14 protein-coding genes are annotated in these 15,580 nt (G+C 69.6%); 6 read left to right on the top strand and 8 right to left on the bottom strand.

What is annotated here, in order from left to right; genetic code table 11:
* Window positions 1–16 precede the first annotated feature (16 nt).
* Entirely contained in the window at window positions 17–745 is a 729-nt protein-coding gene (locus B5X90_RS08395) for a membrane protein YczE (RefSeq protein WP_256860126.1), read from the bottom strand.
* Window positions 746–806: 61 nt separating this feature from the next.
* On the opposite strand from B5X90_RS08395, the gene B5X90_RS08390 reads away from it, so the two are divergent.
* Window positions 807–2,387, top strand: coding sequence for a MocR-like transcription factor YczR (locus tag B5X90_RS08390; RefSeq protein WP_079551900.1), 1,581 nt, complete (start codon window positions 807–809; stop codon window positions 2,385–2,387).
* A 91-nt stretch (window positions 2,388–2,478) separates the two neighbouring features.
* Here the strand turns inward: B5X90_RS08390 and B5X90_RS08385 are convergent, their stop codons facing one another.
* Both B5X90_RS08385 and B5X90_RS08380 read right to left on the bottom strand, forming a co-directional pair.
* The gene (locus B5X90_RS08385) at window positions 2,479–3,171 is read right to left on the bottom strand and encodes an SRPBCC family protein (protein ID WP_079551898.1); all 693 of its coding nucleotides are present in this window, start codon (window positions 3,169–3,171) and stop codon (window positions 2,479–2,481) included.
* The gene (locus B5X90_RS08380; protein WP_079551895.1) at window positions 3,168–3,884 is read right to left on the bottom strand and encodes a winged helix-turn-helix domain-containing protein; all 717 of its coding nucleotides are present in this window, start codon (window positions 3,882–3,884) and stop codon (window positions 3,168–3,170) included. Before B5X90_RS08380 ends, B5X90_RS08385 begins: the two co-directional genes overlap by 4 nt.
* A gap of 432 nt (window positions 3,885–4,316) precedes the next feature.
* Here B5X90_RS08380 and B5X90_RS08375 point away from each other — a divergent pair, with 432 nt between their 5' ends.
* Window positions 4,317–5,306 (top strand): RluA family pseudouridine synthase, encoded by a 990-nt coding sequence (locus tag B5X90_RS08375; protein WP_079551893.1) that lies wholly within the window; start codon window positions 4,317–4,319, stop codon window positions 5,304–5,306.
* 27 nt (window positions 5,307–5,333) lie between these two features.
* A complete protein-coding gene (locus tag B5X90_RS08370; RefSeq protein ID WP_079551890.1) occupies window positions 5,334–5,966 on the top strand; it encodes a DedA family protein in 633 nt (210 codons plus the stop codon).
* On the opposite strand, the gene B5X90_RS08365 is transcribed toward B5X90_RS08370, so the two are convergent.
* From B5X90_RS08365 to B5X90_RS08355, 3 genes are all read right to left on the bottom strand, one after another.
* Entirely contained in the window at window positions 5,963–6,268 is a 306-nt protein-coding gene (locus B5X90_RS08365; protein WP_018774310.1) for a hypothetical protein, read from the bottom strand. The genes B5X90_RS08370 and B5X90_RS08365 overlap by 4 nt on opposite strands.
* Window positions 6,269–6,590: 322 nt before the next feature.
* Window positions 6,591–9,404, bottom strand: a complete 2,814-nt coding sequence (gene ppc, locus B5X90_RS08360; RefSeq protein ID WP_079551888.1) for a phosphoenolpyruvate carboxylase — start codon at window positions 9,402–9,404, stop codon at window positions 6,591–6,593.
* A 237-nt stretch (window positions 9,405–9,641) separates the two neighbouring features.
* Window positions 9,642–10,322, bottom strand: a complete 681-nt coding sequence (locus B5X90_RS08355) for an NADPH-dependent F420 reductase (RefSeq protein WP_079551886.1) — start codon at window positions 10,320–10,322, stop codon at window positions 9,642–9,644.
* 223 nt (window positions 10,323–10,545) lie between these two features.
* On the opposite strand from B5X90_RS08355, the gene B5X90_RS08350 reads away from it, so the two are divergent.
* On the top strand, window positions 10,546–11,166 hold the full coding sequence (locus B5X90_RS08350) for a TetR/AcrR family transcriptional regulator (RefSeq protein WP_079551883.1): 621 nt from the start codon (window positions 10,546–10,548) through the stop codon (window positions 11,164–11,166).
* Between the two features lie 89 nt (window positions 11,167–11,255).
* Window positions 11,256–12,053, top strand: coding sequence for a DUF1684 domain-containing protein (locus B5X90_RS08345; protein ID WP_079551881.1), 798 nt, complete (start codon window positions 11,256–11,258; stop codon window positions 12,051–12,053).
* Window positions 12,054–12,092: 39 nt separating this feature from the next.
* Here B5X90_RS08345 and B5X90_RS08340 read toward each other — a convergent pair whose 3' ends face one another.
* Together B5X90_RS08340 and B5X90_RS08335 are read right to left on the bottom strand one after the other, a co-directional pair.
* A complete protein-coding gene (locus B5X90_RS08340; protein ID WP_079552088.1) occupies window positions 12,093–13,304 on the bottom strand; it encodes an acyl-CoA dehydrogenase family protein in 1,212 nt (403 codons plus the stop codon).
* Window positions 13,305–13,360: 56 nt separating this feature from the next.
* Window positions 13,361–14,182 carry an SDR family NAD(P)-dependent oxidoreductase gene (locus B5X90_RS08335; protein ID WP_079551879.1) on the bottom strand — a complete coding sequence of 274 codons (822 nt, stop codon included), beginning with the start codon at window positions 14,180–14,182 and terminating at the stop codon, window positions 13,361–13,363.
* Between the two features lie 194 nt (window positions 14,183–14,376).
* Here B5X90_RS08335 and B5X90_RS08330 point away from each other — a divergent pair, with 194 nt between their 5' ends.
* On the top strand, window positions 14,377–15,567 hold the full coding sequence (locus B5X90_RS08330; protein ID WP_079551878.1) for a glycoside hydrolase family 76 protein: 1,191 nt from the start codon (window positions 14,377–14,379) through the stop codon (window positions 15,565–15,567).
* The last annotated feature ends 13 nt before the right edge of the window (window positions 15,568–15,580 follow it).

Below are 15,580 nucleotides of genomic sequence, written 5' to 3'. Positions count from 1 at the left end.
AATCAATCGGCGGAAATCAATCGGCCGGGCCGCTGCCCGCCGCCACCGGGAGCGCCGCCACAGGGACCGCCGTCCCGGCAACGGCGGCTTCCGTGTCAGAACGGGACGCTTCAGGTGCGGACGCTCCAGCTCCGGCCGCTTCGGTTGCGGCCGCTGGGACCGGACGCGCTTCCGGAACGGTGAACCGCGGCAGCAGCAACTGCACCAGGGGACCAATGGCCAGCGCGTACAGCACCGTGCCCACACCGACCGAGCCGCCCAGCAGCCAGCCCGCACCAAGGACCACCACTTCAATGCCGGTGCGGCACACCCGGACCGGCCAGCCCGTCCGCCGGGCGAGGCCCGTCATGAGCCCGTCCCGTGCGCCCGGGCCCAGGCGGGCGCCGATGTAGCAGGCGGATGCGACGCCGTTGAGCAGCACGGCCCCGACGAGCAGGCCGATCTGGCCGCCCAGATGCGAAAACTGTGGAATCAGGGCCAGCCCGAGGTCCGCGAAGACCCCCACCAGCACCGCGTTGCACAGGGTTCCCACACCGGGCCATTGCCGGAGCGGGATCCACAGCAGCAGCACCAGGAAGCTGACAACAACCACCACCGTGCCGAGGCTGAGCCCGGTCCTGGCCGCCAGCCCCTGGTGGAGCACGTCCCACGGCGCCGTACCGAGGCTGGCGCGGATGACCATGGCGAGGGAAATGCCATACAGGGCGAGGCCGAACAGGAGCTGGAGGAGTCTGCGGGTCAACATGGTCTCCATCCTCCACGAAAACTGGCCTTGCAATCCATAGCCAGTTTGAAATACTGGCTCTATGTCCGTCTCACTGACTCCGGGATCGCTGGCCCGTCTCCTGGGCGAGTGGAACGTCGGCGCCGCGCCCGCATACCGCGAGCTGGCCGACGTCGTCCGCCTGCTCATCCTCGACGGGCGCGTCGGCCTGGACGTCGCCCTGCCGAGCGAGCGCTCGCTGGCAGCGGGCCTCGGCATCAGCCGCACCACGGTGACCGCGGCCTACGCCCTGCTGCGCGAGCAGGGTTTCCTCAGCAGTGGCCAGGGCAGCCGGAGCCGGAGCTGCATCCCAAGCCAGGGCCCCGCGCATGCCGGCGGCCACGACGGAGCCCTGCGGCTGAGTGGCGCGCCCGGCCTCGCCGTGCCGGACGGGATCCTGGACCTGGCTTACGCCTCCCTGCCCGCCAGCGGCGAAGTGGTGCACCGGGCATTTGCCGCCGCGCTGACCGAATTGCCGGCCCTGCTGCCGGGCTTCGGCTACGACGCCCTGGGCGTGGGCCCGCTCCGGGAAGCCATTGCGGCCCGGTACACCGCCGCCGGGGTCCCGACAACGGCCGCCCAGATCCTGGTCACCTCCGGCGCCCAGCATGCGCTGAACATTGTGCTCCGCACGCTGGCCGGACGGTCGGGGACCAAGGTGCTGGTGGAACATCCGAGCTACCCGAACGCCCTCGACGCGATCCGGGCCGCGGGCTGCCGCCCGGTCCCGGTATCCATGCCTGCCGCAACCCCCGGCGGCACAGGCCATAGCGGTACTGCCCACGGCGGCCGTGTCCACAACGCAGGCCACAACGGCCCTGTCCACAACGGCCTTGCCCACAACAACGCGGGCGGCTGGGACCTCGAGGCCATGGAAGCGGCGCTGCTCCAGCAGCGGCCCGCGATGGCGTACGTGGTGCCGGACTTCCACAACCCCACCGGCCGGCTGATGCCCGATTCCCAGCGGCGCCGGCTCGTGAAGGCGGCAGCGGCGTCGGGCACTGTGCTGGTGGTGGACGAAACGCTGCGGGAGTTGAACCTCGACGGCGCCGCCTCGACCCCCATGGCAGCTTTCAGCCCGGCGGTGGTCTCCCTCGGTTCGCTCAGCAAGTCGCACTGGGCAGGGCTGCGCACCGGCTGGATCCGCGCCAGCGAGCCCCTCATCCAGCGCTTCGCCGCTGCCCGCACCACCCTGGACCTGGGCGGCCCGGTGGTGGAGCAGCTCGCCGGGGCGCATCTGGTCAACGCCATGACGGAGCCGCTCCCCGACAGGCTGGCCGCGCTGCGCGAGAACCGGGGCACACTGGTGGAACTGATTCGGCAGCGCCTGCCGGGGTGGGAACCCGAATGGCCCGACGGCGGCCTGTCCGTCTGGTGCCGGCTCCCGGCGCCGATCAGCACGGCCCTGGCGGTGCTGGCCCCCGACGTCGGGATCCGGCTCGCCGCCGGACCCCGGTTCGGCGTGGGCGGCGCGTTTGAGCAGTACTTGCGGTTGCCGTTCACCCTGCCACCGGAGCAGCTGGTGACGGCCGTGCTGGCATTGCGTTCGGCGCAGGACCGGCTGGAGGCCTCCCCGCAGCTGCGGCGCAACCTGTCGTCCCCGCCGGCCGCGGCCATCGCCTGAGACCGGGCCACCTCGGGCGTGCCCTGCGATGCGTCTCTTCCTGCGACGCCCGTTTTTCATGCGTCGCCAGACGGAATCCGCGCCGGAGGGCCTAGGCGTAGACCTTCGCCAGGAACCCGGTCCAGGCTTGGGCCGTCGCCCCGGCGTCCCCGCTGCCGCTGAAGTCGTGCACGGTCATGCCCACCGGCGCGCCGAAGGCGTTGCGCCCGAAGAAGCGGTACATCGTGTCCGCGGTCCGCAGGCCGAGGAAGTTCTCGTTGGCGAAGTCGATCTCGCCGGCCAGCGGCCCGACGTCGTCGAGCTCCAGCTCCACCGTCTCCCCCTGAGCGGCAGTGTCGACGCCAAGGGCCCGCTTGAGCCGGTCGAAGCCGTCCGGGGTCTGCGAAGCAGCGGGTGCCTGGATGTCCGTGAAGACCACAGGCTTGCCGTCGAAGTACTTCAGGTACTGTCCCAGGGTGTGCAGATAGAACGCCGTGTGCTTGCTGGCGCCGTCGTACTGCTCATCCCAGTTGTCCGCGAAGATGCCGCTGTGCACGTAGTGCAGCCGGGCCCGGCCGCCGTCGAGCGGTTCCAGGACGTGCTCCAGCTGGTTGAACCAGCCATCCGGACCGTCCATCCGGGACACCAGCTGGGAGGGGTATTCGTCCACGGTCCGGACCGCAGGCCATTGGTCCGTGGGGAACATCCAGGCCGGGGTGTCCTTGGTGACGGCCTCCCACACCCGTTCCGGAGTGCCGGGCAGCTCGGTGTCGTAAACGATTTCGAATTTCCGTGGGTCAGTCATTGTCCTGCTCCTTGGCTTGTGGGTTTGTTTTGTGGGGTTGCTCTTTGTGGGTCTGCGTGCTCCGTCTTCGGCTGCGGCGCCTTGAGCGCCGGGTGCAGCGCGACGACCAGCCGGTGCTTGCGTCCTTCCGGCCGGCGTTCGGTCTGGGAACCTGCAGGCGGATCTGCCGGGGAACCTGAGGGGAGGTCACGGCCGCCGTCGTGGTACTTGTCCACGAGCCGGGTCACGGCGACGCCGAGCTCCTCGGCGAAGGCCGCCCGGTCCGCCGCCGAACGGAAGGTGATCTCGCCGTCGATGGCAAAGGTGGCGAGTTTCTGCCGGGCCGCGGCCGCCCCGGCGATCAGCTGCCCCATCTCCTGGACCATGCGGGCAGCGAGTGCCAGCAGCCAGAAGGCGGAGAAGCGGTCCGAGAACCGGTGCGGGTCCGGCGCCACCGAGGCCAGTGCCGCCGGCGAAATCAGGTACGACGCCGCCGTCGCCCGCAGGATGCGTTCGGTGACGTTGCCGCGCCGCCGCTCCTCGACGAGCTCGACGAGCCCATGCCGCTCGAGCGCTTTGAGGTGGTAGTTCACTTTCTGCCGCGGCAGGCCCACCTTGGCGGCGAGCTGCGTCGCAGATCCGGGCTCGGCCAGCTCGCGCAGGATCCGCGTCCGGATCGGGTCCAGCGAGGCCTCCGCCGCGGCCGGATCCTCAATCACTTCGATGTCCAACATGCTTCCAGTCTGCGTGCCGACAATTTTATTTGTCAAGAACTTTTTTCTCGTCGGTACTCCTTGGTGGGCGGTGGTGCATCGCGAGTTCGCCGGAAGCGTCCGAGGTCGCCGGACCTTTCCGGCGAACTGGCACGGCTCCGGCGAACTGGAGCACGCGGGGCGGCGCGGGCGGCGGTACCCGGCGAGCTCGACCAAGCTCCCGCGGCGGGAGAGGACTGCGGGTAGCCGAGGGACATGGACGCCGGCACCGCGCGGAGCGTGGCGGGCGCAGGTCGGCGGCGCATCGCGAGTTCGCCGGAAGCGTCCGAGGTCGCCGTATGTTTCCGGCGAACTCGTAGGTTTCCGGCGAACTCGAGCTCGCGGGGCGGTGCGGGGTCGCGGGGCGGGAGGCTGCGGGGGCGTGGGAGGCCGGGCCCGTAGAATGGTCGGGTGATGCAATCCCCCCTTCCCGTGCGCGACGGCGTTAACGCAACGCGTCTGCGCCTGCCGGACGAGGGCCCCTGGGAGACCGCGCTGGACTACATGATGCACCGCTGGGGGCATATCGATCCGCAAGGCATCGAGGACCGGTTCGACGCCGGCGAGATCGTCGGCGAGGCGGGGATCGCCCTGGACCGCAGCACGCCGATGCAAGATCACACGTTCATCTGGTACTACAGGACCCTGCCGCCGGAGACCCGGATCCCGGTGGAGCTGAACATCCTGCACCAGGACGAACACCTGCTGGTGGTGGACAAGCCGCACTTCCTGCCCACCACCCCCGGCGGGACGTACATCCAGGAATCGGCCCTGGTCCGGCTCCGGAACCAGCTCGGCCTCCCGGACCTGATTCCCATGCACCGCCTGGACCGTATGACCGCCGGCATCCTGTTGCTCTCCACGAACCCCGAGACCCGGGGCAAATACCAGGTGCTCTTCGAAAAGCGCCAGGTCCAGAAAGAGTACGAGTGTGTGTCCGCCGCGGAGCCCGCACCCGGCCATCCCGCGGTGGACTTCCCTGTGGTGGTGCGGAACCGGATGACCAAGTCCCGCAGCTACCTGCTGGCCGAGGTCGTCGATGGCGAACCCAACGCGGAAACCCGGATCGAGCGGCTGCGCACGTTTGACGCTTCCGCCGCGCCCTCCGGCGCACCCGACGGCGGCGCACAAGACAGCGCACCCGACGTCGACGGCGGCCCGCACCGCCGCGCGCTATACCGGCTGGAGCCGCACTCCGGCAAGACCCACCAGCTCCGCGTGCATATGGCCTCACTGGGCCTCGGGATCGTTAACGATGCGTTCTACCCGGAACTGCTGGACAAGGCTCCGGACAATTACGCCAAGCCGCTGCAGCTCCTGGCCCGCGGGATCCGCTTCGTGGACCCCATCTCCGGGAGCCCGGTGGAATACCGCAGCAGACTGGAACTCAGCGAGGCACGCTAGCGGCTGGAAGTGCGGTACCTTGTGCGCATGGACTTCGGAAATGCGGACAGCTGGGGCGCCGCGATCTATTTCTGGATCTTCCCCTTCGTGATCGGCGATGCGATCTTCCCGCCCGTCCCCTCGGAAATGCTGGTCATCACCGGCGGCGCGCTGTCCGCGGAGGGCCGCATCAACGGCTTCCTCGTCGTGCTCCTCGCCGCCGCGGCCTCATGGCTCGGCGACCTTCTCGTCTTCCAGCTGTTCAAGCGCCGGCTCAGCCACGTGCTCGACCGTTGGAGATGGGGCCTGGGGTTCCACGCGGCCGTACATGCGGCGATCGCGAAAGCCGGGCGGTCCTCCACCTACGGCGCGATCATCGGCCTCCGCTTCATCCCCGGCGGGCGGCTGGCCACGACGGCTGCGGCGGGCATCGCCAACGTCTCGACCCGCGGGTTCAGCCTCTGCGCGGCCCTCGGCGGCCTGCTTTGGGCGGCCTGGTCCGTGGCACTGGGCTATTTCATGGGCTCCGCGACCGGGCTGCCCTTCTGGGCGAGCTCGCTGATCGGCGTCGGCGTCGGGCTGCTGGTCGGAGCGGTCGTGGGCGTGATCGTGACGCGGCGCCGGGGCAACCCCTCCCCCGTGGAGTCCGCCGTCGACCCGGACGAGGAACTGGACTTCTAGACGGGCGCCCAGCGGCCGCGGCTGCGGCGCAGCACGGTCAGTGCGCCGGTGAGCGCAACGCGTTCGACGGCGTCGCGCATCATGGCTGCCGACTCCAGCGCCTGGCTGTTTTCGGCGCTGTAGGCGGTGGCGTCGACCAGGAAGCGCAGGTTCAGCTGCGGTACGCCGCCGGCGAGCTCCAGCTGGTGCGATTCGACGTGGTGCCGCGTCCCCAGCGCCTCGATGGCCGCGGCCATGACGGCTTCGGGAGCGGTGCCTGGCTTGAGCCCGGTGATCTTCAGTCTGGTCTGGAACGACGGCATGGAACAACCCTAGCCGCCCCCCACACCCTCCCGCAGATCCTGCAGGGTGCACACGGCCCCTCCCGCAGATCCTGCAGGGTGCACACGGACCCTCCCGCAGATCCTGCAGGGTGCACTCGGACCCTCCCGCAGATCCTTCTCGAATCGCGCGGACGCTCTAGAGTCCTGAGGGAGGGTCGGCGGAAAGACCGCCACACCTGCGGGAGCGTCCGCGGACAAACCGCCACACCCGAGGGAGCGTCCGCGGAAGGACCGCCACACCTGCGGGAGCGTCCGCGGACAAACCGCCACACCTGCGGGAGCGTCCTGCCCGAGGTGCGGGCTACCCGGTGTTGCGCAGCCCGGCGGCGACTCCGTTGACCGTGATCAGCATGGCGCGCTGGAGCCGTTCGTCGATCTCGGCCCCGGTCATGCCCGCGGCAGCCTCGGCCCGGACGCGGCGCAGCAGTTCCACCTGAAGGTAGCTGATGGGGTCGAGGTACTGGTCCCGGATCTCGAGGGAGCGCTTCAGGGTGGGCTGGGCATCGAGGATCACGTGCTCGCCGGTGAGGTTCTGGATTTCCGCGACGGTGAGCTCATATTCGGCCCGGATGGCACGGAAGAGGTGATGCAGTTCCGCCGGCACCAGGGTGGAGACGTAGTAGCCGGCAATGTCCATGTCCGTCTTCGCCAGGGTCATCTCAACATTGGAGAGCACCGAGCGGAAGAAGTGCCAGCCCTCGATCATCTCCTTGAGCTGGGCCGAGTTGCCGGCCTCGCGCGCGGCTTTGAGGCCGGAGCCCACACCGAACCAGCCCGGCACGATCTGCCGCGACTGCGTCCAGCCGAACACCCACGGGATGGCGCGCAGGCCCTCCAGCCCGGCGCCGGAATCGGGGCGCTTGGACGGACGGGAGCCAATGTTGAGGGATCCCAGCTGCTCCACCGGGGTGGACGCCATGAAGTAGGCGGGCAGATCGGGGTCATCAATCAGCGTGCGGTAGCGCGCAAACGCGGCGTCGGAGACGGTTTCCATGACGTGGCCGTAGCGCACGCGCTGGTCCTCCGAGGTGCGCGGGGTGCGGTGCAGGGCCGAGCCCTGCAGTACCGCGGCCAGGGAGAGCTCGAGGTTTTCGCGGGCCAGCTCCGGCAGGGAGTACTTGTCCGAGATGACCTCGCCCTGCTCGGTGAACTTGATCTCGCCCTCGAGCACGCCGTTGGGCTGGGCCATGATGGCATCGTAGGTCGGCCCGCCGCCGCGGCCCACCGAGCCGCCCCGACCGTGGAAAAGACGCACGCGGACGCCGTGCTTGGCGGCCACGTCGCGGAGCTTGCGCTGGGTCTTGTAGATTTCCCACTGGCTGGTCATGACGCCGGATTCCTTGTTGGAGTCCGAGTAGCCGAGCATGATCTCCTGCACGTCGCCGCGGAGCCGGACGAGTTCGCGGTAGGACGCGTCGGAGAGCAGCTGGTCCACGATCTCGGCCGAGGCGCGGAGCTCGTCCACGGTCTCCAGCAGCGGCGCGAAGCCGATCTTGGCGTAGGGCGCCTCGCCGAACAGGCTGACCAGGCCGGCCTCCCGGGCCAGCACGGCCGCGGCCAGGACGTCGTCCGCGCCGCGGGTCATGGAGATGATGTACGTCTCGATCACGTCGGGGCCGTAGGTGCGCAGGGCCCGCCGGATCTCCCGGAACACCTCGTAGGTGCCGTCGGCGACGCCGTCGAGCTTGATCGGGTGGCCGGAGAGCGGGCGCCGGGACGCAAGTTCGGAGCCCAGCACCTCGAGCCGCTCGGCGCGGCTGAGTTCCGCGTACCGGACACCGGGTCCGCCAAGGCGGTCCATGAGCTGCCCGACGGCGTCATGGTGGTGGTCGGCGTGTTCGCGGATGTCGAGGGTGGCCAGGTGCAGGCCGAAGGAGGCGATGGCGCGGCGGACCCGGGACAGGGCGCCGTCGGCGGCCAGGGCCGCGTGGTGGTTCCGCAGCGACCGTTCGAGCAGGCCGAGCTCGGCGAGGAGCTCCGCGGTGGCGGTGTAGTCGCGGCCGGGCTCGTGCGCGGATCCGGCCGCGACCCGGCGGCCGGTGTTGATCAGCTTGGCCTTGATGCAGGTGAGTTTGAGCCGGTAGGGCTCCTGAGCGTTCAGCTCGAGGACGCGGCGGTCCAGGCCAGGCAAGTTCCCCAGGTCGACGTCGATCGAGTCCAGGAGCTCCTGGTCCGCCCCGGCCAGCGCGGTCGAGTTGGACAGGATGGAGATGAGCCCGTCGATCAGGCCGATGCTGATCCGCACGGCATGCTGGTTCTGGATCTGGAGGATTTCACGGGTGACGGCGGCCGTGACGTTGGGATTGCCGTCGCGGTCCCCGCCGATCCAGGAGCCGAAGCGGATCGGGGCCTTCTGCGGCGGTAGCGTGACGCCGTGCTCGGCAAGCAGCTCGGAGAGGTCCGAGAGCATTTCCGGCATGGCATCGCTGAGGATGCCGGTGAGGTAATAGATGGCGTTCCTGGCCTCGTCGACGGGGGTGGGCCGGACCTGGCGGAGCTCGTCCGTCTGCCACATCTGGTCGATCACTTCGGACAGGTGGCGGTCCTGGCGGCGGCGCGCGGAGGTGCCCTCCCCCGTGGATTCGGACAGGATGTCCGAGAGCCGGCGGATTTTGTCCAGCACTGAGCGGCGGGAGGCCTCGGTGGGGTGTGCGGTGAAGATAGGGCGGACGTCGAGTTCGTTGACGACTTCCTGCAGCACGGAGTTGCCGGCCTGGTCCGCGATCTCCTCCACGGCCTTGGCGAGCCAGCCGTCCTTCTCCTGCCGGGTGCGCAGCCCGCGGACCCGGTGGACCTGCTCGGCGGCGTTCGCCAGATGGAAGTAGAACGCGAAGGCGCGGACCAGGTCGGTGGCCTGCTCCAGCGGCAGGGAACCGAGCAGTTCGCGGACCTGGGCGACGACGTCGTACGAGCTCCACGGCCCGGTGGCGTCGGCGCCGCCGCGGGCGGCCTCCTTGGATTCCTTGGTCAGCAGGCGCACCTGCTCCACCAGGTCCAGCAGTTCGGGGCCGTGCTGGCGGACCAGGGATTCGCCAAGGAGGGTGGAGACCCGGCGGACATCGGCCCGGAGTTCGGCGGCAAGATCGGTGTCGGAATGCATTGCAGTGTCAGCCATGGAAACTATCTTTCGAGGGATCGACTTGGCTCGTACACTGCGCTGGATACTGTGAGCCTGATTACTTCTTCCCATGGGATGTTACCCGCAGGCACTCCCTGCTGGAATTCCGTCTCAGATAGTGTCAGGCCCCGCCGCGCCGCCCCGACGTCCTTCCCCCGGACCCCAACCAGTTCGCAGCAGGGGCCGTTCTGGGCTCCCAAACGGCCCCTGCTGCGGGCTGGGCGGGTGAAGGGCTCAGCGCGCGATCTTGAAGTTGAACTCGCCGGTGCCCAGCGCGCCCCAGATCCGCAGCCAGATCGGCAGGATCATTTCGGCCCCGCGGGCACTGGTGATGTCGCCGAGGTCGATCACGTCACGGTGGCCGAAGCCCTTGAGGAGTTCGGTCACGGCCGCCTTGGCGTCGGCGTCGTCCCCGGAGACGAACACCGTGTGGTCACCGCCGGCCACCCGGGCCGGATCGACCATCACGGACGCGGTCATGGTGTTCAGCGTCTTCACCACCTTGGCTTCCGGGAAGGACCGCTGGATCTCCTCGCCGAGGCTGTCCGTGTTCACCGGGTTCAGCGACGGCGGCATGCCCTGCGAGAAGTCCAGCGGGTTGGCGATGTCCATGATGATCTTGCCGGCGAGGTTCGGGGTCCCCGCGGCGGCCAGCGCGGCCAGCGAGCCGGCGCCGTTGGTGGCATTGACGATCAGTTCGGCGCCGGATGCCGCGTCGGCAAAGGCGGCGACGTCGACTCCGGCGTTTGCGGCGTGCCACTCGGCGAGCGGCGCGGTGCCCATCATGTCCGGTTCGGTCCGGGCGAGCGTCGCCTGCGGGTCGCGGGTGCCGATCACGACGTCGTGCCCCAGCCCTGCCAGTGCGCCGGCAATCGTGCGCCCCACCATGCCGGTTCCCAGTACTGCAATCTTCATGGCGTCCTCATTCTGAAATCGCGGAGTAGACAGGTTCGTCTACGTGTGGACATGACGCTATCAGACAGACCTGTCTACGGCAATAAGCGCGAGCCGCTACCCCGCCCGCTCCTACTCAGCTGACAAAGTTTGAAATCTGCCAGCTGATTGCTATGAGGTCAGGGACGAGGTAAGCGCGAATGACGCTTCCGCGTAGACAGACTTGTCTGTGTACGATTGAGCCATGACTTCGCCAGCAGCCACTGCCGCCCCGGCTGCCCGCACCCCCGCCGGGCATGCCAGGGAGAAGATCCTGGCCACGGCCTTCCGGCTCTTCTACGCGCAGGGTTTCCGGGCCGCCGGCATCGACACCATCATCGCCGAGTCCGGCGTCGCGAAAGCCACGTTCTATAAGTACTTTCCGGCCAAGGACGACCTCATCCTGGCCTACCTGGAGAAGGTGGACAGCGTCTGGACCGGGCAGCTGCACGCCGCCGCCGAGGCCGCCGGCGAAGACCCGGCCGCACAGCTCGTGGGCCTGTTCGATGCCCTGACAGCCGCCTGCCGGCGCGACGGCTACCGCGGCTGCGCCTTCATCAATGCGGCCGCCGAGTCGGCCGCCGGCACCCGCGTCCACGACCGGACCGTGGCCCACAAGCGGCAGATCCGCGCCTGGATCCGGGACTTGGCCGCACGCGCCGGCGCCCGGGACCCGGACCAGCTGGCCCGCAGCTTGACCTTGGTACTCGACGGCGGCCTGGCAAGCGGGGTGCTCGACGGCGACCCGGCCGCGGCCGCCGCGGCCGGAACGACCGCGGCCCAGCTCGTGGCGGCCAGCCTCAAAACCCCACCTACCCCCAGCTGAAACCCCTTGGAGGTGCCCATGACCACCCCTGGACCCGGGACTGGCTCGAAGCCCACGCCCGATGCAGTGCAGGACCCGCAGCTGGCCCGCTGGCCCGCTGGCAGCGCTACCGGAACAGCCGCAACACGGCCCTCGCCAGCGAGCACGGCTGGCTCACGCTGACCTCCTTCCAGTGGCTGGAAGGCGAGCCGGCCGCCGTCGAGCTCGCCCCCGGCCTCTGGTCCACGGACGGCACCGCGGCGTTCCTCACCGCCGCCGCGTCCGAGGGACTGACCCTCGTCGAAACCGGCGAACCCGTGAACGGGACCATCAGCGCCGTGCTCGCCGACGAGGAATCGCTGATGTGGGTCCAGTACGGCGGCGACGACGGCCGCCAGGTGGTGGTGGAGCTCGCCATGCGGGCGGACAAGTACGCTATCCGCACCCGCGACTCCCAGTCGCCGGCGTTCACGGAGTTCGCCGGCGTGCCCACCTTCGACTTCCGCCCGGACCTGGTCATCGAGGCCCGGTTCGTGCCCTATCCCGAGCCCGTGGAGGTCCCGATCGGCACGGCCAACCCGCTCGTGGACGGGGTCCACCGCTCGGTCGGCGAGCTGGTCTTCCGGCTGCCCGGCGCCGACCACGAGTTCCACCTGCAGGCGGAGGAGGAGAAGCTCGGCGCCCTGACGGTGACGTTCCACGACGAGACCAACGGGGAAAGTACAGACGAGTGGCGGAAGGTCTCCACTGCCAGGCCCCGGCCAGACGGCTCCGTCATACTGGACTTCAACCGGGCCATCAACTACCCCAGCGCCTTCACCCCGTACGGCACCTGCCCCATGCCGGTGCGGAACAACAGCCTTGATGTGAAGATCGAGGCCGGCGAGAAGGAACCCGGCCTCTTCTAAACGGGTCTTCCAAGCGGTCTAAACGGTCAGAGCCGTCTTCTAGACGATCGCGGACACCCCGGTGACGGCGCGTCCCGTGATCAGGGTGTTGATCTCGAACGAGCCCTCGTAGGTGTAGATCGCCTCGGCGTCGGAGAAAATCTTGGCCATCCGGTAGTCGGTGACGATCCCGTTGCCGCCTAGCAGGGACCGGCCCATCGCGACCGTTTCGCGCATCCGGGCGCTGACATAGGACTTGGCGAGGGCCACCTGCGGCATGTCAGCGGCGCCCGCGTCCTGCAGCTGGGCGATCCGGACCATCATGCCCATGCTGGCCACAGCGTTGCCGAGCATGGTGACCAGCTGCTGCTGCACCAGCTGGAACTTCGCCAGCGGGCGGCCAAACTGCTGGCGTTCGACGGCGTACTGCCGGGCGACGTCGAACGCCGCGAGCTGCTGCCCCACGCCCTGCCAGGCCACCATGATCCGGGAACCGCGCAGGAGCTCGTTGGTGTCCTCGAAGCTGCTGATCCCGGCGAAGCGGTCCGTTTCGGCCACCCGGACGTCGGTGAAGACGATGTCCGCGTTCTGCACCGTGCGCAGGGCAATCTTATTCTCGATCCGGCTCCGGCTCACGCCCGGCAAGGTGGCGTCGACGATGAAGCCGCGGATGCCGCCGTCGGCCTCGTCCCGGGCCCAGACCAGCATGTAGTCGCAAAACGTGCCGTTGCCGATCCAGCGCTTGGCGCCATTGAGCACCCAGACGTCGCCGCCGCCGGCCGCGCCGCCGGGGACCCGCCGTGCCCGGGTTTCCATGCCGCCGGCGACGTCCGAGCCGTGGTCCGGTTCGGTCAGGGCAAAGGCGCCGGTGGTGCGCAGGCTTGCCGCGTCCTCGAGCAGGCGCGCCTTCTGCTCCTCGGAGCCGAAGCCGTAGAGCGATTCCACGAAGAGGTCGTGGTGGACCAGGAAGAAGGTGGCGAGCGAGGTGTCCACCCGGGTCATCTCGGCGATGACGATCCCGGCGAAAAGGTTGCTGTAGCCGCGCTGGGCCGGGGCGCTGAGCTCCAAGGCGGCCAGCTTGGGCAGGATGTGGGCCGGGAATTCGGCCTTGTTCCACCAGTCCGTGGCGAACGGGGCGACCTCGGCGGCCAGGAACTCCCGCAGCTGCGCCAGCTTGGCCCGCTCCGCGGTGCTGAGCAGGGCTTCGTAGTCGAAGAAATCCGCTGTGGGCAGCCCCGCCACAGACGAGGCTTCCGGCCCTGTCGCGGTCATGTCGGCAGCGGCCTGCCCTGTCGCGGTCACGTCGGCAGCGGCCATCTCAGTCCCGGTCATTTCGGGCCCATGCGGATGGCACCGTCGAGGCGGATGGTCTCGCCGTTGAGCATGGCGTTCTCCACAATGTGTGCGGCGAGGTTCGCGTATTCGGCCGGCCGGCCCAGCCGCGAGGGGTGCGGCACCTGCTGGCCCAGGGAGTCCTGCGCCTCCTGGGGCAGGCCGGCCATCATGGGAGTCTCGAAGATGCCTGGCGCGATGGTGACCACCCGGATCAGCGAGCGCGCGAGTTCGCGGGCAACCGGCAGCGTCATGGCGGCGACGGCACCCTTGGAGGCGGCGTAGGCGGGCTGGCCGATCTGCCCGTCGAACGCAGCCACGGAGGCTGTGTTGATGATGACGCCGCGTTCGGGGCCGCCGAGTTCCGTGGCGGCGGGCTCGGTGGCTGCCATGGCGGCCGCGGCGAGGCGGATCACATTGAAGGTGCCCACGAGGTTGATCTGGATGACGCGGTTGAAGGCCTCCAGCGGGAGGACGCCGTCGCGGCCCAGGACCTTGCCGGGGGTCGCGATCCCCGCGCAATTGACCACGATGCGCAGCGGACCCAGTGCTGAGGCGGCGTCGACGGCGGCCTGCACCTGCTCCTCGTCCGTGACGTCGGCCGGGACAAAGACGGCCCTGCGGCCGCCTTCGGCCGCAGCCGCTCCGGCGCCGGCAGCGGCGGATGCGGTCAGTTCGGCGGCAAAGGCGTCCCCGGCGGAACCCGGCAGGTCCACGAGGACCACCGACGCGCCGGCGTCGAACAGGCGCCTGGCCGTGGCCGCTCCGAGACCGGAGGCCCCGCCGGTGATCAGCGCGACAGTACACTTGATGTCCATTCATCCTCCTTGATGTGGAACCGAACCCCGGCGGCGAAGCCTCGACGCGGGCGGCGCCTGCAGAGGCGGCCCGCGGGGAACATTAGTTAGTGAATGTTAACTGGAATGCGGCCAATGCGCACCTTTGGGCCGCACACGCCGAGGGCGCGGTCACGGTCGCGGTCCGGAAGGGCTCCCGCGATTAGGCTTGAGCCATGACCCGAGCCGACGCCTCCGCCCCCAACTGGTCCTTCCGCGCGGACGAGGCCGCCCGCTCAGTGACCAGGCTCTTCGGGCAGCGGCTCTTTTTCCTCCCCGGGACCCACATCGCCGCGATCCTCCGGCCCTCGGGCCGGCTGAAGAACCTGTCCCGGCCCTGGCACTACTGGTGGCAGGCGCACTACCTGGACTGCCTCGTGGACACCGGCCGCCGGGAACTGGGGTCCCCCGGGAATCCGGGAGCCAAGTTCGACGGCGAGAACCGGCCCAGCGCCGGCCGGCTCGCCTCCCGGCTCGTCACGGGCATCCGGCTGCGCAATTTCCTCACGGTGGTCAACAACTACTACGACGACATGGCCTGGCTGGCCCTCGCCACGCTCCGGCTGGACAAGCTCGCCGAGGACACCCGCAAACACACCGGCCGGGAGCGCAACGCCAAGGTTCTGCGAAGCCTGACCCTGCAGTTCGACTCCGCTTCCACGGACGACCTGGGCGGCGGTACATTCTGGAGCACGAAGCGCGACTTCAAGAACACCCCGGCCACCGCCCCTGTGGCCCTCTACTACGCGCGGACCGGAAACCGGACCAAGGCGCAGTCCCTGCTGGACTGGCTGGACGCCAGGCTCTACGAGCCCGGCCAGGGCCTGTACCGCGACGGCCTCCGGATTTCCGGTACGGGCGAGGCGGTGCTGGAAGAGACCATCTACACGTACAACCAGGGACCCGTCCTCGGCGCCTTGCTGGAACTCGGGGGCGAGGCCAACCTCGGGCGTGCTGCCGCATTGGTGGATGCCGTGGCGGCCAACCTCACGCAGCCGGCCCCGCTGCTGGGCCGCACCGCCTCCGTGCTGCGCTGCGAGGGAACGGGCGACGGCGGGCTCTTCACCGGGATCCTCGTCCGCTATCTGGCCCTCGCCGCCGTCGACGAACGCCTCCCGGCCGAAACCCGGGCCACGGCGGCGGCGCTCGTGAACGATACGGCCGAGGCCCTCTGGGAGGGCCGCCGCATCCTCCCTCCGCACGACCGCCTCGCGCGCCGCGGCAGCCACCTGATCTTCTCCGACCGCACCGACGCGCCGGCACGCCGCAGCTACCCGGAAGGCGCCGCCGTCGAGCTCTCCACGCAGCTGCAGGCCTGGATGGTGCTGGAGGCGGCCGCCTCCATCGCGCCGGCGACCGCCCCCTAACCCGGCGACAATT

This window comes from Arthrobacter sp. 49Tsu3.1M3 (assembly GCF_900168135.1).
In the GTDB taxonomy this organism is placed as follows: Bacteria; Actinomycetota; Actinomycetes; order Actinomycetales; family Micrococcaceae; genus Arthrobacter.
The sequence above is the reverse complement of the archived record's forward strand: the minus strand, read 5'-3'. Positions and strand labels throughout refer to the sequence as shown.